Raw genomic sequence first — 17708 nt, 5'->3', positions numbered from 1 at the left:
CCATGACCGTTCGTCGGATTGCCCGGGCCGATGGTTTTTGGGAAACCCCTGAAAAGCCGGGATTCTCCCTTTGATCCGGATGTGCGGAACAGAAAAGGGGGGTTCTGTCCAGATTGAAATCTTCTCCTCCAGTCTCTAGCCTTCCCAGGTCCGATTTCCAGTATGTTGTGCCTTGGCTTCATGGAAGGCACAACAAGTGGTATCAATAGAGGACCCCCGCCATCATGAAACTCAAGGCCGTACAACCCCTTGCAGCACCCTTTTCGGGCGAGGTGGCCATGCAGCCCGCCTCCCTGGACATCTGGGACAAGAAATACCGTCTCAAGACCCGCACGGAGGAGGCGCTGGATGCCTCCCTGGACGACACCTGGAAGCGCGTGGCCCGTGCCCTGGCGGATGTGGAGCCGGACCCCACCGCACGGGAGACCTGGTACGAACGCTTCCTCTGGGCGTTGCGCCACGGGGCCATCCCCGCCGGACGCATCATCGCCAATGCCGGGGCCTGGGACCACAAACCCGCCACGTCCACCATCAACTGCACCGTCTCCGGCACCATCGGCGACTCCATGGACGACATCCTGGAGAAGCTGCACGAGGCGGGGCTGACGCTGAAGTCGGGTGCCGGCATCGGCTACGACTTCTCCACCCTGCGCCCCCGGGGGGCCTACGTTTCCGGAGCCGGCGCCTACACCTCCGGGCCCCTGTCGTTCATGGAGATCTACGACAAGATGTGCTTCACCGTCTCCTCGGCGGGGGGGCGCCGCGGGGCGCAGATGGGCACCTTCGACATCGGTCATCCGGACGTGATGGACTTCATCCGGGCCAAACGCAGTGACGGCAGCCTGCGCCAGTTCAACCTCTCCCTGCTCATCACCGCCGATTTCATGGAGGCGGTGCAGAACGATGCCCAGTGGCCCCTGGCCTTCCCCCTGGGGCCCCAGGAGGCGGAACAGGACGGCATCGATCTGGATGACCCCGAACAGGTGCTGTGGCGCGAATGGCCCCTGAAGGAGGGGTACATCACCAATGACGCAGGCCTGGTGGCCTGCCGCATCTACAAGCGGATCCCGGCGCGCAACCTGTGGAACATGGTGATGACCTCCACCTATGACTATGCCGAACCGGGCTTCATCCTCATCGACAAGGTCAACGAGATGAACAACAACTGGTGGTGCGAGCAGATCCGCGCCACCAATCCCTGCGGCGAGCAGCCCCTCCCGCCCTACGGGGCCTGCCTGCTGGGCTCCATCAACCTGACCCGCTTCGTGCAGGACCCGTTCACCGACCAGGCCCGCTTCGACATGGAGACCTTCCGCGAGGTGGTGGCGGTGTTCACCCGCATGCTGGACAACGTGGTGGAGATCAACGGCCTGCCCCTGGGCCCGCAGCGGGAGGAGATCCTCCGCAAGCGCCGCCACGGCATGGGCTACCTGGGACTGGGCTCGGCCATCACCATGCTGCGCATGCAGTACGGCGATGCGGACTCCCTGGCCTTCACCGAGGAGGTGACCCGGGAGATGGCCCTGGCGGGCTGGCGGGCCGGCCTGGAACTGGCCCGGGAGAAGGGCCCCGCCCCCATCATGGAGGAGGAGTTCGAGGTCACCCCGGCGATGATGCGTCTGCGTCCGGAGATGGCCGAGGACGGCATCCAGGTGGGGGATCGCATCCAGGGGCGGGTGCTGCACGCCCGCTACAGCCGCTACATGCGTCGCATGGCCGGGGTGGAGCCGGAACTGGTGGAGGCCCTGGCCCAGGAGGGGTGCCGCTTCACCCACCACAGCTCCATCGCCCCCACGGGGACCATCTCCCTTTCCCTGGCCAATAATGCCAGCAACGGGATCGAGCCCTCGTTCGCGCACCACTACGCCCGCAACATCATCCGTTCCGGGCGCAAGACCAAGGAAAAGGTGGATGTCTTCTCCTATGAACTGCTGGCCTACCGCACCCTGGTGAATGAAAACGCCATGCCCTATTCGGAGGACCCCGAGGCACAGTTGCCGGATTATTTCATCACCGCCGATGACATCACCCCCAAGGCCCATGTGGATGTGCAGGCGGCGGCGCAGAAATGGATCGACTCCTCCATCTCCAAGACCGCCAATGTCCCCTCGGATTATCCCTTTGAGGACTTCAAGGACATCTATGTCTATGCCTGGCAACAGGGACTCAAGGGATGCACCACCTTCCGCTTCAATCCGGAGGCCTTTCAGGGGGTGCTGGTGAAGGAAAAGGACCTGGAGAACACCACCTACCGCTTCGTGCTGGAGGATGGCAGCGTGGTGCTGGCCAAGGGCAATGAACAGATCGAATACGACGGCGAGATGCACAACGCCGCCAATCTCTACGAGGCCCTCAAGGAAGGGTACTACGGCAAATTCTGAAACCGGGGCGAACCGAGATGAGCATCAAGATTGACAAACCCATCGTGGATTTCGGAATCTACAAGGATGAAAACCCGCAGGAGGAGGCCCCGAAGCCAACCGCCGGGGATGCGGGGGAGGAAAAGGGGCAGAAGCCGGAGCAGGCGGCGGAACGGGAGGCCGCCCCCAAGGTGATTCATATGCACGAGAAGCTGGAACGGCCGGAGATGCTCCTGGGCTCCACGTATAAGCTCAAGACCCCCCTGTCTGAGCACGCCCTGTACGTGACCATCAACGACATCATCCTCAATCCGGGTACGGAATACGAGCTGCGCCGTCCCTTCGAGATCTTCATCAACTCGAAGAACATGGACCATTTCCAGTGGATCGTGGCCCTCACCCGCATCATCTCCGCCGTGTTCCGCAAGGGTGGGGATGTCACCTTCCTGGTGGAGGAGATGCGCTCCGTGTTCGATCCCCGCGGGGGCTATTTCAAGAAGGGGGGCAAGTACATGCCCTCTCTGGTGGCGGAGATCGGGGACGCCATCGAGAGCCACATGCGCATGATCGGACTCATCAAGGACGACGGCCTAGACGAGCACCAGCGCCGCCTGGTGGAGGAGAAGCGGGCCCAGTACGAGACCGCCATGGAGCAGGCAGGCCAGACCCCGGAGGGGCAGGACGGCTTCCCCGCCGGCGCCCAGCTCTGCAGCAAGTGCCATACCCGCGCGGTGGTGATGATGGACAACTGCCTCACCTGCCTCAACTGCGGGGAGAGCAAGTGCGGGTGATTCGTTCGGTAGCGCTCAAACGGTGAAGTATCCTGTAAGCGCCCCGGGGATGGACACGTCGTCCCCGGGGCGCTTTGTTTTCGTCTCTCCCGTCGGCGGTCAGTAGCCTTCGGCCAGTTCCGCCGCCAGGCGGGCGGCGCCCAGGAGTCCGGCATCGGTGTTGCCGATCACCTGCACCGGCATGCGTTCCAGCAGGCGGGACATGGGGGGCTTGTCGGCAAAGGCGCGCATGAAGGCCCCGGAGCGCAGGACCGGCAGGAGGCGGGGGGCGATGCCGCCGGCGATGTAGACGCCGCCGAAGGGCAGGCAGGTGAGGGCCAGGTCCCCGGTCTGGCCGCCGTAGACGCTGGCGAACAGGGCCAGGGTCTCCTGCGCCACCGGGTCCTTTCCCTCCAGGCCCAGCCGGGTGATCTCCGGGGCCGGGTCCTCCGAGGCCAGGGCCGCGGCCAGTTCATCGCCGGGGCGGATCTCCTCCATCTCCACCAGGAAGCGTGCGATGCGCCCCAGGCCGCGGCCGCTGAGCAGGTGTTCCCGGGTGCAGCGTCCTTCGTTGCGGGTGATGTATTCCCACAGCCGGCTCTGGCGGGCGTCGGCCGGGGCGAAACCGGCGTGTCCCCCCTCTGAGGGGAGGATGCGTGTGGGGCGTCCGGGGGCGACGATGCAGACCCCGAGGCCGGTGCCGGCCCCCACCACCAGGCGCGTGCCCTGGATCTGGGCGGGCGCGGACTGCAGGGGATGCAGGTGCTCGGGGGCCAGGTCGTCCAGGCTGTGGGCGATGCCCTCGAAGTCATTGAGCAGGCCCACCCGGGGGATGCCCAGGGAACGTTTGAGCCCTTCGGAATCCAGTTGCCAGGGGAGATTGGTGAGCCGGGCGTGTTCGCGGCCGTCGTCCCGCTCCACGGGGCCGGCCAGGGCGAAGCCGGCGGCGGCGATGCGGATCCCCTCGGCCTGATGGGTGGCCAGGAATTCCCGCACCATGGGGGCCAGATCGCCGTAGGCAGCGCTTTCAAAGCGTTGCCGTGCCACGGGGACCAGGCAGTCCCGCTCCACCCGTGCCAGCAGGAGCAGGGTCTTGGTGCCGCCGATATCGCCTGCCAGGACCTCCATGAGGTGTCCTCCCCGGATCGATTGAAGGGGCCGCCCTGATGCGCGCCTGGGGTTATTGTCGCATATCCCCGGAGCCTGCCAAGCGCCCCGGTGGGGCGCTTGGCAGGCGGGTCAGGGGGCGAGGCGGGCGCGCTTGGCCTCCAGGCCCTCCAAGAGGTGGCGGAAGGCGTCGGAGAAGGCCTCGATGCCCTCGCTCTCCAGCCGGTCGGTGACACTCTCCAGGTCGATGCCCAGATCCGGCAGGCCCTGGATCAGGGCACGGGCCTGTTCCAGGTCCTGTTCCAGGGTGGCCTCGGCGTGGCCGTGGTCCTTGAAGGCGGCGTAGGTGGCGGGGGGCAGGGTGTTCACCGTGTCCGCGCCGATGAGGGATTCCACGTAGAGGACGTCGCTGTAGGCCGGGTCCTTGGTGCCGGTGCTGGCCCAGAGCAGGCGCTGGGGCCGGGCCCCGGCGGCGGCCAGGTGCTGCCAGCGCGTACCCCGGACCACATCGGTGAAATGGGCATAGGCCAGACGGGCGTTGGCGATGGCCAGGCGGCCGCGCATGTGTTCCACCGGCCGGCCTTCGCGGATGCGTTCGTCCAGCATCCGGTCCAGGGCGGTGTCCACGCGGCTGACGAAGAAGCTGGCCACGGAGGCGATGTGGTCCACGGGCTGCCCCTGCTGGAGGCGGGTCTCCAGGCCCTTGAGGTAGGCCTCCAGCACGGCCTCGTAGCGGGCCACGGAGAAGAGCAGGGTGACGTTGACGTTCACCCCCCGGGCGGTGAGGGTCTCCACCGCCCGCAGTCCCGGCAGGGTGCCGGGGACCTTGATCATCAGGTTGGGCCGGTCCACCCGTGCCGCCAGTTCCAGGGCCTCCGCCACCGTGCCGTCGGTGTCGAAGGCCAGCTCCGGGGAGACCTCCAGGCTGACAAACCCGTCCCGGCCTCCGGTGTGCCGGTGGGTGTCGGCGAAGGCATCGGCGGCCGCGCGCAGGTCCTCCACGGCCAGGCGGTAGAAGAGGTCCTGGGTGGAACGCTCCGGGACCTCGGCCAGGGCCTTTCGGATGCGGTCGTCATAGAGATCGCTGCCGGTGATGGCCTTGTCGAAGATGGCCGGATTGGAGGTGAGGCCCCCCAGACTATCCTCGCGGATGAGGCGGTCCAGTTCCCCCGATTCCATCAGGTCCCTGCGGATGTAGTCGTACCAGACGCTTTGGCCCAGTTCGCGCAGGCGAAGCAGTGGGTTGTGTGCGGCCATGTGTTCGATTCCTCGCCGAGGGCGGAAAAAAGAATCAGTATATCGCGCCGGCAGGGCGGGGTTCGACCCCCGGCCGCTTCAGCAGGCGGCCGTCAGGCGGTTGGCCAGGGTGACGAACGCCTCCACGGACACCGTCTCGGGACGCCGTACCGGGTCGATGCCGGCCGCCTCCAGTTGCTCGGCGGTGGCCAGGCCCTTGAGGGCGTTGCGCAGGGTCTTGCGCCGCCGGGTGAAGGCCTGGTGCACCAGACGGGCCAGCAGGGCCTCGTCCCGGGCCGGATGGGGGGGCGTGTCGTAAGGGGTCAGGCGCACCACGGCGGAGTCCACCCTGGGCGGGGGGCGGAAGGCCCCGGGGCCCACGGGGAACAGGGCCTCGGCCCGGCAGCGGTACTGCACCATGATCCCCAGACGGCCGTAGGCGCCGGTGCCGGGGCGGGCGGTGAGGCGCTCCACCACCTCCTTCTGCAGCAGGAAGTGCATATCCCGGATGTGCCCCGCCTGTTCCAGCAAATGGAAGATCAGGGGGGTGGAGATGTTGTAGGGCAGGTTGCCCACCACCCGCAGGGGGCCGGGGTGGCCCAGGCTGGCCAGGTCCAGCTCCAGGGCGTCCAGGGCGTGGATGTGCAGTTCGCCCAGCCCCCGGCAGCGGGCCTCCAGTCGGGGGATCACGTCCCGATCCAGTTCCACCACGTCCAGGCGGCCCAGGCGCTGCAGCAGGGGCAGGGTGAGGGCGCCCAGGCCGGGGCCGATCTCCACCATGGGGGGGCCTTCGGGCCGTGGGGCGATGGCCTCCACCAGGCGCTGAAGGACGCCGGGGTCATGGAGGAAATGCTGTCCAAAACGCTTGCGTGGGAGGTGTTCCAAGTGGGGGCCCTCAGGGGCGGCAGCGGTGGACGTCGTAGGTGCGGTGTCCTTCGCGTACCGGGCCCCGGGGGGTGATGGTGTTCCCGCCCATCTCCGCGGCGGCATTGCGGGCGGCGTGTTCCAGCTCCTCTTCGAGGGATTCCGGGGGACGCCGGAAGGGGCCGATCCGGTCCGCCTGGGTGGCGGTGGTGCTGCCCAGATGCTCGCAGTCCGTGACGGCGTCGGCGGGGACCACGCGCACGGCCTCCCCTTCGGGGGTCAGGGGCACGAAGGTGCAGCCGGCCATGAAGAGCATGAGCAGGACGGCAGGGAGAGGATGCCGGGGGATCATGGAGAGCCTCCATCGCTATGGGGATCTTGGTTGTCATCTCCGGGGGCCATGGTCAGGCGTACGGCCAGGTCCAGGGCCTCGCGCAGGCTGCTCGGGTCGGCCCGCCCGCTGCCCGCCAGGTCCAGGGCGGTGCCGTGGTCCACGGAGGTGCGCAGGATGGGCAGCCCCAGGGTAATGTTGACGGCGCGGCCGAAGCCGGCATGCTTGAGCACCGGCAGGCCCTGGTCGTGGTACATGGCCAGGACCGCGTCGCCCCCTTCCAGGGCGCGGGGGGTGAACGCGGTGTCCGCGGGCACAGGACCGATGAGGGACATCCCCTCGGCCCGCAGCCGTTGCAGCACGGGGTCGATGACCCGGATCTCCTCGTCCCCCAGATGCCCGCCCTCGCCGGCATGGGGGTTGAGGCCGCACACCAGGATGCGGGGGTGGGCCAGGCCAAAGTGGGTGCGCAGGTCCCGGTCCAGGATGCGCAGCACCGTCTCCAGGCGTTCGGGCGTGATCTGCTCCGCCACCCGGGCCAGGGGCAGATGGGTGGTCACCAGGGCCACACGCAGCCCGCCAGCCACCAGCATCATCACCGGCAGGGGGGCCTGGCAGCGCTGGGCCAGGAATTCCGTGTGCCCGGTGAAGGGGATACCCGCCTCGTTGATGACCCCCTTGTGCACCGGGCCGGTGACCAGGGCCTGGAAGGTCCCGTCCAGGCAGCCGTCTGCTGCCTGGGTCAGGGTCTGCAGGACATGGCCGGCGTTGCCCGGGTCCGGGCGACCGGCGGTGACCGGGTGCGGGGCCGTGCAGCCGGGCCAGACGTGCAGCGTCCCGGCCGGGTCCGGGCGGGGCGCGGTGGTGGGGTCCAGGGGCGTCAGGTGCAGGGGCAGGCCCAGTTGCCGGGCCCGGTCCCTGAGTACCTGGGGATCGCCCACCACCACCCGCTGCGCGGCGCAGGGTTCGGCGGCAAGACGCACCACCAGATCCGGGCCGATGCCCGCCGGTTCCCCCGGGGTGAGGGCGATGCGCGGGGTCCAGGTCATGGTCCTCAGGCCCCTTCCCCGGTGGTGCGGGCCTGCCCGCCTTCCGGGCCGAGGCGGTATTCCACATGGGACTCATCCCGCAGGCGCCGCAGCCACAACTCCAGCTGTTCCTCCCGCTTGCGCTTGTGGATCATGCGCCTTGCCTGGGCGCGCATGCGCTCCCGGGAACTGTCGTGGTTGCGCCGTTCGTGCACCTTGAGGATATGCCAGCCGAAACGGGTGGAGAAGGGCCGGCTCACCTGGCCGGGCGGGGTCTCGTTCATCACCTCCTCGAAGCGGGGGACCATCTCTCCGGGATTGACCCATCCCAGATCGCCCCCCTCCAGGGCGCTGCCCCGGTCGTCGGAGTGGGCCCGGGCCAGTTCGGCGAAGTCCGCGCCGTTGTCCAGGCGTTCCCGCAGGGAGATCAGGCGCTGACGGGCCTCCTCGTCGGTGACGATCTCATTGGGGGTGATGAGGATGTGGCGGACATGGGTCTGGCGCACCTGGGTGTCCTCGCCGCCGCGCCGGTCCACCAGCTGGACGATATGGAAGCCGGAGGCGGAGCGGATCACGGGGCTTACCTCGCCCTCGCGCATCGCCACCACATGGCGGGCGAACAGGGTGGGCACCTCCCCCGCGGCGCGCCAGCCCAGGTCGCCCCCTTCCAGGGCGAAGCGTCCCTCGGAGGATTGCAACGCCAGGCGCGTGAAGTCGGCCCCGGAGGCGGCTTCTTCGCGCAGGGCCTCGGCGCGGCGCCGGGCCTGTTCGATCTCCTCGGGGCCGGCGTCCTCGGGGGTGGAGACGAGCAGGTGGCGCAGGTGGTACTCCACCCCGGCGTCGATGCGTCCGCTCTCGCTGGCCAGGAACTGGTCGATCTCCTGTTCACTCACGTGGATGCGGCTGTCCACCCGGCGCTGGTGGAGCAGGGACAGGGTCATCTCGTTGCGGATCTGTTCGCGGAAATCGGCGAAGTCGATGCCGTCCGCCACCAGGCGCTCGCGGAAGGCCGCCAGGCTCAGGCCGTTTTCCCGGGCGATGTCCTCCATGGCGTTGTTGAGGCGGATGTCGTCCACGCGGATGCCCATGCGTTCGGCCTCCTGCAGCTGCAGGCGTTCCATCACCAGACGTTCCAGCACAGGACGCATGAGGGCCTCCCGGGGGGGTGCCTGTTCTTCCCGGGCCTCCAGTTGCCGTTGCACGGTATGCACCCGGGCCAGGAGCTGGCGCTGGGTGATGACCTCCTCCTCCGCCACCGCCACGATGCGGTCCAGGGGGCGCGGTGTATCGGTGGCGGCCGCCACGGTGCCCCAGATCAGGCACAGGAGGAGCAGACTAGTCGCTGTTTTCATAACCCAGGATCCCTTCACTCAGCAGTTCATCCACACCGGACCCGAGGCTGGTCAGACCCTTGAGGATGAGCTGGAAATAGATGCCGTTGCTGTATTTGTTCTCCACGCCGTCGGCGAGGTAGCGGCGGGAGACGATGCGTGCCCCCCAGCAGCAGGACTGGTATTCCAGGCCCGCCAATTCTTCCAGTTCCCGTTCGTCCCGCAGGCTGTAGGCCCAGCGTCCCACGGCGCTCCAGCGCTCCGACAGGGGCCAGGCGAAGGAGAGGTCCCCCTGGCGCAGGATGTCTTCGCGATAGCGGTGGCTCAGATTCAGGATGCGGCCCTCGTTGCGGTACCGTATCTGGACGTTGCCGCGCTCGGTTCGTTCCCGCTGCGGATCCCATTGCGCGGTGCCATCCAGGCGCCAGCCTGGGGCGGGACGCCAGGCGAACTCCCCCACCAGGGAGGAACGGGCGCGGTCGATGGGCGCCAGCCCCGGGGTCAGGCGCACCCGCTGGTCCGCCAGATAGTGGATCTGCCCCAGGCTGGCACGCAAGAGTTCCTCAGCGGTGGCCGGGTCGATGATGCGGGTGGTGATGGCCGTGGTGAGGCGATGGCCGTCGGCCACCCGGTCGGGACCGCTGAAGCGGGCGCTGCGAAAGAGTTGGTCGAAACCGAAGTCGTAGGCCGAGGTGTCGAAGCGGGGAATCGCGTCCTGATCCCGGTAGGGGGTGTAGGTGTAGAAGATGCGCGGCTCCAGGAGCTGCAGGTGTTCCCCGCCCAGGCTGCGTTCGAAGAAGAGCCCCCCGTCCAGGCTGAAGGTCGGCAGCTCCCGCTGCAGGTGGTCGCCGGTCTCTGCGGGGGCGTCCTCCAGGGTATAGTGGGTGAAGCGGTAGGACAGCTTCGGTGTGAGGAACCACGCGGGGCCGCGCAGGGGCAGGCTCAGGGTGGGCTCCAGATCGGTGCGCCGCGCGGTGACGCTGTCGTCCCGTTCGAAGGCCACCCACTCGGCCTGCAGGTCCAGGCGGGCCTGGCCGGGCAGGTCGGACCAGTTCCCCCGATAGAGCAGCTGCGGCAGGCGCTGGTAGGGTTTTCTGTTCGGGGTCAGGTACTCATCCAGGGACTGGAAGTCCTCCACCCGGGCGGTCAGATTCCAGTTCCCCCCGCGGTAGCGCAGATCCGCCCGCCGCTGCAGATGGGTGTTGCTGGTGTCGTTCAGGGAGCTGCCCAGGTCGTCGAAGTAGCTGGGGTCGGAGACATCGGCCCCCTCGGTGTGGAAGCGCAGCCGGGGTGTGAGGGCCCAGTCGTGCTCCCAGGAGACGCGACTGCGGTCGTCCCCTTCGAGACGGTCCTGCGGGAGGTAGTCCACCTGCATCCCGCCGGACCCGTCGGGCTCCAGATAGCGGAATTCCGTCTTGAGCATGGTGCCGCGGCGGCCGATAAAGCGGGGGGCGATGGTGGCGTCCCGGTTGGGGGCCAGGTTGAGATAGTAGGGGATCACCAGATCCAGGCCGGTATTGTTGGCGTTGCCGAAGCTGGGCAGGAGCAGGCCGGACTGGCGCCGGTCATCGATGGGGAAGTCGATCCAGGGGGTGTAGAGCAGGGGGACGTGGTGAAAGCGCAGGAGTACGTTGCGGGCGGTGCCGCGTCCGCTTTTCCGGTCCAGGTCCACCTCGCCGGCGCTCAGCAGCCAGTCCTGTCGCCCGGGGTCGCAGGTGGTGAAGGTGGCCCCCTCCAGGTGGAAGCGGTGGTCCCCCCGGGGGGAGATCACCCGGGCCGTGCCCCGGGCATGACGGGGCAGGTAGCGATAGCGCCCCTGCTCGAAACGCCCGCTTTGGTCCTCCAGGTTCAGGTGGCCCCCGGGACTCTCCAGCAGGAAACCGTCGGCGTCGCTGAATCGCACCCCGCCCCGGGCGGTGGCGATGCCACTGCTGCGATCATAGGTCACCTGGTCCGCCCACAGGCTGCGTCGCCCCTGGTGGATCTCCACCTCACCTTCGAGATGCGTGCGCCCCTGCTGGTCCGATCGGGCCTGATCGGCGAGGAAGCGGACGCGTTCTTCGGCCCCTTCGGGGGGGCGCGATTGCGGAAGGGGGGGTGGCGGTTCGCACAGGGCCCAGGGGTCTGCGGCCGCCGGGAGGGCGAGCCCCGTCAGACAGGGCAGGAGCAGCAAGTGTCGGTACACCGTGGCCAGTCCGGGATCCGCGTTGGCTGGAGGCCGCCTTGCGCGGCAGGGTGCAGGGAGGCGGGGGGTTCGTGGAACCCCCCGCGGGGTGGGGCGGTGTCTCAGGCCTCGCCGCCGCTCTCCTGCAGGATGCGGGAGACGGCGTTGAAGATGTCTTCGATTTCGCCCTCGCCCTTGACGCTCTTGAGCAGCCCCTTGTCCTGGTAGTATTCCACCAGGGGCTGGGTCTGGGTCTCGTAGACCTTGAGGCGGTTGCCGATGGTCTCTTCGTTGTCGTCGGCACGGTGTTGGAGCTCGCCGCCGCAGAGGTCGCAGACGTTCTCCTGGCGCGGGGGGTGGGTGAACTTATTGAAGACGGCGCCGCAGGAGGCACAGGTGAGCCGGCCGGTGAGGCGCTGCATGAGGACCTCGAAGTCCACGTCGATGAGCAGGGCCACATCCAGCGGCTGGTTCAGGTCCGCCAGCATGTCGTCCAGGCTCCGGGCCTGGTTGAGGTTGCGGGGGAATCCATCCAGGATGTAGCCGCGCTCCGTGTCCGGCATGGCCAGGCGCTCGCGGATCATGCCCAGGACGATGTCGTCGGGTACCAGCTGTCCCGCATCCATGGCGGCCTTGGCCTGCTGCCCCAGGGGGGTCTCGGCGGCGACGGCGGCGCGCAGGAGGTCGCCGGTGGAGATCTGCGGGATCTTGTATCGCTCCATGATCAGCTTGGACTGGGTGCCCTTGCCGGACCCCGGTGCGCCCAGAAGCACGATGCGCATGGTAGGTTCCCCTTGGATTTGGCTTTGAATTTGAGGGCTTGAAGGCAATAGGCGGAGACTTATACCCGCTCAGCGGCGGCGCACGCAAGCGCCGCTGCCCGCTCCCGGCCTTTTCGCGCCGTCTCACGTCGGTATAATGCCGCCTTCCGATTCATCCACTTACGGAGCCGTTGCCCCATGAATATAGACAAGATTCCCGCCGGAAAGGATGTGCCCAACGACATCAACGTGATCATCGAGATCCCGGCCCAGGCTTCGCCCGTGAAGTACGAGGTGGACAAGGACAGCGGGGCGCTGCTGGTGGACCGGTTCATGGCCACGCCCATGTTCTATCCCTGCAACTACGGCTTCGTACCCCATACCCTGTCCGATGACGGCGATCCGGTGGACGTGCTGGTGATGAGCCCACACCCGCTGCTCAGCGGCAGCGTCATCCGCTGCCGTCCCGTAGGCATGCTCCACATGACCGACGAGGCGGGCGAGGACGCCAAGCTGCTGGCCGTGCCGGTGTCCAAGCTCTCCCCCGAGTACGACGGCATCCAGGGTCCGGATGATGTCTCCCCGCTGCTGCTGGAGCAGATCCGTCATTTCTTTGAGCACTACAAGGAACTCGAGCCCAACAAATGGGTCAAGGTGCAGGGATGGGACGGCGCCGATGCCGCCCGTGCCGAGATCGAGTCTTCCATCCGCAGGTTCCAGGAAAAGGGCTGAAGCCGGAGCAGCCGCCGTGGGGCCGGACGGTCTCGCGGCGTCCCCTTTGCTGAATCCGAATCCCCATGTCCCTGCGCCAGCCCCTCAAGAATCACCATCAAGAACAGCGTCTCTTCCTGACCCGGGTGGTGATCGTGGCGATCGGGGTGGTGCTGCTCTTTGGCGTGCTGGCGGTGCGCATGGGGCTTTTGCAGGTGGTGGGGCACAGCCATTTCGCCACCCTGTCGCAGAACAACCGGGTGCGTCTGGAGGTGTTGCCGCCGCCCCGGGGGCTGATCTATGACCGTCATGGCCGCCTGCTGGCCGAGAACCGTCCTGCCTACCAGCTGGAGGTGATCCCCGAGCAGGTGGACGACATGGACGATACCCTGGAGCGCCTCTCCCGCATCATCCCCCTGAGCGATGTCGAGATCCGGCGTTTCCGCAGCCTGCTGGAGCGCAAGCGCGCCTTCCAGTCGGTGCCCCTCAAGCTCAACCTGGATGAGGATGCCCTGGCGGACTTCGCCGTAAACCGGCATCGCTTCCCGGGAGTGGATGTGCATGCCCGGGTGGCCCGCCATTATCCCCAGGGGGCCGTCATGGCCCATGTGGTGGGCTATGTGGGGCGCATCAACGAACGGGAACTGGCCGAGGTGGACGCCGACCGCTATGCCGGCACCACCCATATCGGCAAGACGGGCGTGGAGCGCCACTACGAGTCGGTGCTCCACGGGGAACCCGGTTATCAGAAGGTGGAGGTGAATGCCCAGGGCCGGGTGCTGCGGGTGCTGGAACGCCATCCGCCCAGGCCCGGGCGGGACCTGGTGCTTGGCATCGATGTGCGCCTGCAGCGGGTGGCCCAGGAGGCCCTCTCCGGCCACGCGGGGGCGGTCGTGGCCATGGATCCCCACAGCGGTGAGGTGCTGGCCATGGTGAGCCTGCCCGGCTTTGATCCGAACCGCTTCGTTCATGGGATCTCCTTCTCCGCCTACGACGCCCTGCGCACCGACCGACGGCAGCCGCTGTTCAACCGGGCCCTGTCGGGGCAGTATCCCCCGGGGTCCACCCTCAAGCCGGTGATTGCCCTGGCGGGGCTGGAACACGAGGTCATCCGCGCCGGCGAGGTGATGCACACCCACGGCTACTACACCCTGCCCAATCACTCCCGCCGTTACCGCGACTGGAAGAACCACGGGGCCGTGGATATGGACAAGGCCATCACCCAGTCCTCGGACGTCTATTTCTATGATCTGGGCCATGAACTGGGCATCGATCGCCTGTCCGGTTTCCTGGCCCGCTTCGGGCTGGGCAAACGCACCGGCATCGACAGCACCGGGGAGCGGCCGGGGATCCTGCCTTCCCGGGAGTGGAAACAGGCCACCCACGATCAGCCCTGGTATCCCGGCGAGACCCTCATCACGGCCATCGGTCAGGGGTACATGCTGACCACCCCGATGCAGATGGCCTCCGTGGCCGCCACCCTGGCCACCCGCGGAGAGCGGGTGCAGCCCCGCCTGCTGCGGCGTTATGCCGACCCCGATGGGGGTAGCGCGCATCCCCTTCATCCCGTGCCCCTGACCGAAGTGGAACTGAACGATCCCGGGAACTGGGCGCCGGTGCTGGAATCCATGGAACATGTGGTGCATCAGCGCAACGGTACCGCCCACGGCGCCATCGGCAGCGACCTGGGCTATCGCATGGCGGGCAAGACCGGGACCTCCCAGGTCTTCAGCCTGGCGGACGGTGAGGAGTACGATGCCGAGGAGCTGGCCTTCTATCTGCGGGACCATGCCCTGTTCATCGGTTTCGCCCCGGCGAAGGATCCGCGCATCGCCGTGGCGGTGGTGGTGGAGCACGGTGGCAGCGGCGGGGCCGTGGCCGCGCCGGTGGCCCGTCGCGTGATGGACGCCTATCTGCTGGAGGAGGCCTCCTGATGTATGACGCCGCAGCCGGTGAGGAGGGTGCGGCGGGGCGTCTGCTGCAGCGGCTCCTGGGTCTGGACCTCCTGCTCGCTGCGGGGCTGCTGCTGGTGCTCGCCCTGGGATTCGTGGTGCTCTACAGTGCCAGCGGCGGCAATCCCGACATGCTCTACCGCCAGGGGCTGCGCGCCGCGCTGGGACTGACGGTGATGCTGGTGCTGGCCCGTTTCCCCCATCCCCATCTGTGCCAGGGATCCCCCTGGATCTACTTCCTGGTGGTGCTCTCCCTCCTGGCGGTGATGTTCTTCGGCCAGGTGAGCAACGGGGCGCAGCGCTGGCTGGATCTGGGGCTGTTCCGCTTCCAGCCCTCGGAGCTGATGAAGCTGGCCATGCCCATGATGCTGGCCTGGTACTTCGCCGAGCGACCCCTCCCGCCCCGTCCGCGGGAGCTGGCGGTGGCCGGTGTCATCCTGGCCGTACCGGTGGTGCTCATCGCCCGTCAGCCGGATCTGGGCACGGCCCTGCTGGTGGCCGGTTCCGGTCTGGTGGTGATCTTCCTGGCGGGGATCCGCTGGCGGATCCTCATGGGCCTGGCGGCCGCGGGGCTGGCGATGGTGCCGCTGCTGTGGCACTTCATGCACGACTATCAGCGCCAGCGCGTGCTCACCCTGCTCAACCCCGAGAGCGATCCCCTGGGGGCCGGCTATCACATCATCCAGTCCAAGATCGCCATCGGCTCCGGCGGGGTCTACGGCAAGGGCTGGCTCAACGGCACCCAGTCCCAGCTGGAGTTCCTGCCGGAACGCTCCACCGACTTCATCTTCGCGGTCTTCGCCGAGGAATTCGGTCTGTTCGGTGTCCTGGTGCTGCTGGCGCTGTACCTGTTCATCATCCTGCGGGGCCTGGTGATCGCCGTGCGCGCCCAGGACACCTACGCCCGTCTGCTGGCGGGAAGCCTGAGTTGTACCTTCTTCATCTATGTCTTCGTCAATATGGGCATGGTCTCGGGGCTGTTGCCGGTGGTGGGGGTGCCGCTGCCCCTGGTGAGCTACGGCGGCACCTCCATGGTGACCCTGATGGCGGCATTCGGTATGCTCATGTCCATCCAGTCCCATCGCAGACTCCTGGCCCGATGAAGCCCCGCCCTGTCCCGCGAACCGCCCTCCGCCTTCGTCTGATGGCCCCGCTGCTGCCTTTGCTGCTGGCCATGGTCGCAGGAGGCGCATCCCTGGCGCAGGAGGCACCGCAGGCCGGTGATCCCCCCTACCTGGAGCGGGACGAGGTGCAGGCCTTCGTGGGCACCCTGGCCGGGGAGGGCCTGGACCCGGACTGGGTGCGGTCCGTGCTGGCCTCGGCTGAGCCCCGGCAGCGGGTCCTGGAGCTCATCTCCGCACCGGCGGAGGGCAAGCCCTGGCACCAATACCGGCCCATCTTCGTCACCCCCCGACGCATCGCGGCGGGTGTGGCGTTCTGGGAGGCGCACGAGCGCACCCTGCTGCGGGCCCAGGAGCGCTACCGGGTGAATGCGGAGATCCTCGTGGCCATCATCGGCGTGGAGACCTTCTATGGCCGTCACCAGGGCGGCATCCCGGTGCTGGACGCCCTGGTGACCCTGGGCTTCGATTACCCGCCCCGGGCCCGCTTCTTCCGCTCCGAGCTGGGGCATTTCCTGCACCTGGTGCGGGAGGAGGGGCTGGATCCGCGGGAGACCCTGGGTTCCTACGCCGGCGCCATGGGGCGCGGCCAGTTCATCTCCTCCAGCTACCGGGAGTACGCCGTGGATTTCGACGGGGACGGGCGGCGTGACCTCATGCACTCCTGGCCCGACGCCATCGGCAGCGTGGCCCACTACTTCCGTCGTCATGGCTGGACCATGGGGGCCCCCGTGGCGATCCCGGCGCGGGTGGAGGGGGAGGACTACAAGGCCCTCCTGGGGGGCGGCTATCGCCCGCGTCATACCCTGGAGGCATTGCGCGAGCACGGGGTGCGACCCGCCAAGAGCGTGGATCCCCAGGCCCGCTTCTCCCTCATCCAGCTGGAGACGGCCGAGGGGCCCGAGTTCTGGCTTGGGCTGGAAAACTTCTACGTCATCACCCGCTACAACCGCAGCCCGCTGTACGCCATGGCGGTGCTGCAGCTCTCCAGGGAGATCCTCCGTGCCCGGGAGGAAGGGGAGGGGGCATGAACGGGCCACGTTGCGGGTTCGGTGTCCTGGTGTCCCTGCTCCTGGCCGGTTGCGCCGGTGCGCCCATCGGCGGCGACGGCCCCCCGCATCCGGAGCGGATCCCGGACCTTTCCGCGGTGCCCGAGCCCACGCCCCGGGCCGAGCCCCGCAGCCGCTACGGCAATCCGGACCGCTATGAGGTCTTCGGCCGGGTCTACCATACCCTGGATACGGCCCGGGGCTATCGGCAGCGGGGGACCGCCTCCTGGTATGGCACCAAGTTTCACGGGCGGCGCACCTCCAGTGGTGAGCCCTACGATATGTACGCCATGACCGCCGCCCATACCACCCTGCCCCTGCCCACCTATGTACGGGTGACCCACCTGGAAAACGGGCGCAGCGTGGTGGTCCGGGTCAATGACCGGGGGCCCTTTGTGGACGATCGCATCATCGACCTGTCCTACGCCGCAGCCCATCGCCTGGGCATGCTGGAGGAGGGTACGGCGCCCGTGCTGCTGGAGGCCATCGATCCCGCACCCCGCACCCCGGCCGCGGGGGAGGGGGAGTCTGCACCGGTCACGGCAGAAGAGGGGCACAACCCGCCATTCGGGCCCGGTGCCGGGGCCGCTTCCCCTGTGGAAGGGGGGGATCAGGACGGTCACCTCATCCAGGTGGGGGCCTTCGCCAGCCGTGACAACGCCCGCCGCCTGCAGGCACGCCTCCAGGCCCGTGGCCTGGGGCCGGTGTCCGTCACCGAACATGCCGCGTCCGGGCAGGCCCTGTACCGGGTTCGTATCGGGCCCGAACCGGACGGAGCGCGGGTCCTGCGCATGGTGCGCACCCTGGAGGCCATGGGGCTTGGCCGCTACCACGTGATCGCCGACTGAGTCCCGGCGCATGCACCGGGGGCCTGGTATCATGACGATCCCCAACGACTCCGAAACCCCATCGAGAACCCCTGA

Annotated in this window: 15 protein-coding genes; 7 read left to right on the top strand and 8 right to left on the bottom strand. The window is 68.0% G+C overall.

The window, feature by feature from the left end; translation table 11 throughout:
* Positions 1-224: 224 nt before the first annotated feature.
* Positions 225-2381, top strand: coding sequence for an adenosylcobalamin-dependent ribonucleoside-diphosphate reductase (locus CKO33_RS03585; protein WP_242472446.1), 2157 nt, complete (start codon positions 225-227; stop codon positions 2379-2381).
* Between the two features lie 17 nt (positions 2382-2398).
* Positions 2399-3151 (top strand): TSCPD domain-containing protein, encoded by a 753-nt coding sequence (locus tag CKO33_RS03580; protein ID WP_200179367.1) that lies wholly within the window; start codon positions 2399-2401, stop codon positions 3149-3151.
* A gap of 99 nt (positions 3152-3250) precedes the next feature.
* Here CKO33_RS03580 and glk read toward each other — a convergent pair whose 3' ends face one another.
* The 8 genes from glk to CKO33_RS03540 form a co-directional block, all read right to left on the bottom strand.
* The gene (gene glk / locus CKO33_RS03575; protein ID WP_200179366.1) at positions 3251-4258 is read right to left on the bottom strand and encodes a glucokinase; all 1008 of its coding nucleotides are present in this window, start codon (positions 4256-4258) and stop codon (positions 3251-3253) included.
* A gap of 111 nt (positions 4259-4369) precedes the next feature.
* Complete coding sequence (gene tal, locus CKO33_RS03570; RefSeq protein WP_200179365.1) at positions 4370-5494, bottom strand: transaldolase; 1125 nt, start codon at positions 5492-5494, stop codon at positions 4370-4372.
* Positions 5495-5572: 78 nt separating this feature from the next.
* Complete coding sequence (rsmA, locus tag CKO33_RS03565; protein WP_242472445.1) at positions 5573-6358, bottom strand: 16S rRNA (adenine(1518)-N(6)/adenine(1519)-N(6))-dimethyltransferase RsmA; 786 nt, start codon at positions 6356-6358, stop codon at positions 5573-5575.
* A 10-nt stretch (positions 6359-6368) separates the two neighbouring features.
* Positions 6369-6689 (bottom strand): DUF4156 domain-containing protein, encoded by a 321-nt coding sequence (locus tag CKO33_RS03560; protein WP_200179363.1) that lies wholly within the window; start codon positions 6687-6689, stop codon positions 6369-6371.
* Positions 6686-7717 (bottom strand): 4-hydroxythreonine-4-phosphate dehydrogenase PdxA, encoded by a 1032-nt coding sequence (pdxA, locus tag CKO33_RS03555; RefSeq protein WP_200179362.1) that lies wholly within the window; start codon positions 7715-7717, stop codon positions 6686-6688. The genes CKO33_RS03560 and pdxA overlap by 4 nt, the downstream gene beginning before the upstream one ends.
* 5 nt (positions 7718-7722) lie before the next feature.
* Entirely contained in the window at positions 7723-9048 is a 1326-nt protein-coding gene (locus CKO33_RS03550; RefSeq protein WP_200179360.1) for a peptidylprolyl isomerase, read from the bottom strand.
* Positions 9032-11212, bottom strand: a complete 2181-nt coding sequence (locus tag CKO33_RS03545) for an LPS-assembly protein LptD (RefSeq protein WP_338081722.1) — start codon at positions 11210-11212, stop codon at positions 9032-9034. Before CKO33_RS03545 ends, CKO33_RS03550 begins: the two co-directional genes overlap by 17 nt.
* A gap of 101 nt (positions 11213-11313) precedes the next feature.
* Positions 11314-11973 carry an adenylate kinase gene (locus CKO33_RS03540; RefSeq protein WP_200179358.1) on the bottom strand — a complete coding sequence of 220 codons (660 nt, stop codon included), beginning with the start codon at positions 11971-11973 and terminating at the stop codon, positions 11314-11316.
* A 177-nt stretch (positions 11974-12150) separates the two neighbouring features.
* On the opposite strand from CKO33_RS03540, the gene ppa reads away from it, so the two are divergent.
* The 5 genes from ppa to CKO33_RS03515 all read left to right on the top strand — a co-directional run bounded on the left by ppa (position 12151) and on the right by CKO33_RS03515 (position 17633).
* Positions 12151-12684 carry an inorganic diphosphatase gene (gene ppa, locus CKO33_RS03535; RefSeq protein ID WP_200179356.1) on the top strand — a complete coding sequence of 178 codons (534 nt, stop codon included), beginning with the start codon at positions 12151-12153 and terminating at the stop codon, positions 12682-12684.
* A gap of 65 nt (positions 12685-12749) precedes the next feature.
* Positions 12750-14597: a penicillin-binding protein 2 gene (mrdA, locus tag CKO33_RS03530; protein WP_200179355.1), complete on the top strand. Its 1848-nt coding sequence runs from the start codon at positions 12750-12752 to the stop codon at positions 14595-14597.
* Positions 14597-15718 carry a rod shape-determining protein RodA gene (gene rodA / locus CKO33_RS03525; RefSeq protein ID WP_200179353.1) on the top strand — a complete coding sequence of 374 codons (1122 nt, stop codon included), beginning with the start codon at positions 14597-14599 and terminating at the stop codon, positions 15716-15718. Before mrdA ends, rodA begins: the two co-directional genes overlap by 1 nt.
* A complete protein-coding gene (gene mltB, locus CKO33_RS03520; RefSeq protein WP_200179351.1) occupies positions 15715-16767 on the top strand; it encodes a lytic murein transglycosylase B in 1053 nt (350 codons plus the stop codon). Before rodA ends, mltB begins: the two co-directional genes overlap by 4 nt.
* A complete protein-coding gene (locus CKO33_RS03515) occupies positions 16764-17633 on the top strand; it encodes a septal ring lytic transglycosylase RlpA family protein (protein WP_200179349.1) in 870 nt (289 codons plus the stop codon). The genes mltB and CKO33_RS03515 overlap by 4 nt, the downstream gene beginning before the upstream one ends.
* Positions 17634-17708: the final 75 nt, after the last annotated feature.

Source organism: Ectothiorhodospira mobilis, from assembly GCF_016584115.1.
GTDB classification, from domain to species: Bacteria; Pseudomonadota; Gammaproteobacteria; order Ectothiorhodospirales; family Ectothiorhodospiraceae; genus Ectothiorhodospira; species Ectothiorhodospira mobilis.
The sequence above is the reverse complement of the archived record's forward strand: the minus strand, read 5'-3'. Positions and strand labels throughout refer to the sequence as shown.

Coding starts and splice junctions, on each gene's coding strand:
- CKO33_RS03585 (WP_242472446.1), top strand. CDS start 225: ATGAAACTCAAGGCCGTACAACCCCTTGCAGCACCCTTTTCGGGCGAG.
- CKO33_RS03580 (WP_200179367.1), top strand. CDS start 2,399: ATGAGCATCAAGATTGACAAACCCATCGTGGATTTCGGAATCTACAAG.
- glk (WP_200179366.1), bottom strand. CDS start 4,258: ATGGAGGTCCTGGCAGGCGATATCGGCGGCACCAAGACCCTGCTCCTG.
- tal (WP_200179365.1), bottom strand. CDS start 5,494: ATGGCCGCACACAACCCACTGCTTCGCCTGCGCGAACTGGGCCAAAGC.
- CKO33_RS03560 (WP_200179363.1), bottom strand. CDS start 6,689: ATGATCCCCCGGCATCCTCTCCCTGCCGTCCTGCTCATGCTCTTCATG.
- pdxA (WP_200179362.1), bottom strand. CDS start 7,717: ATGACCTGGACCCCGCGCATCGCCCTCACCCCGGGGGAACCGGCGGGC.
- CKO33_RS03550 (WP_200179360.1), bottom strand. CDS start 9,048: ATGAAAACAGCGACTAGTCTGCTCCTCCTGTGCCTGATCTGGGGCACC.
- CKO33_RS03540 (WP_200179358.1), bottom strand. CDS start 11,973: ATGCGCATCGTGCTTCTGGGCGCACCGGGGTCCGGCAAGGGCACCCAG.
- ppa (WP_200179356.1), top strand. CDS start 12,151: ATGAATATAGACAAGATTCCCGCCGGAAAGGATGTGCCCAACGACATC.
- mrdA (WP_200179355.1), top strand. CDS start 12,750: ATGTCCCTGCGCCAGCCCCTCAAGAATCACCATCAAGAACAGCGTCTC.
- rodA (WP_200179353.1), top strand. CDS start 14,597: ATGTATGACGCCGCAGCCGGTGAGGAGGGTGCGGCGGGGCGTCTGCTG.
- mltB (WP_200179351.1), top strand. CDS start 15,715: ATGAAGCCCCGCCCTGTCCCGCGAACCGCCCTCCGCCTTCGTCTGATG.
- CKO33_RS03515 (WP_200179349.1), top strand. CDS start 16,764: ATGAACGGGCCACGTTGCGGGTTCGGTGTCCTGGTGTCCCTGCTCCTG.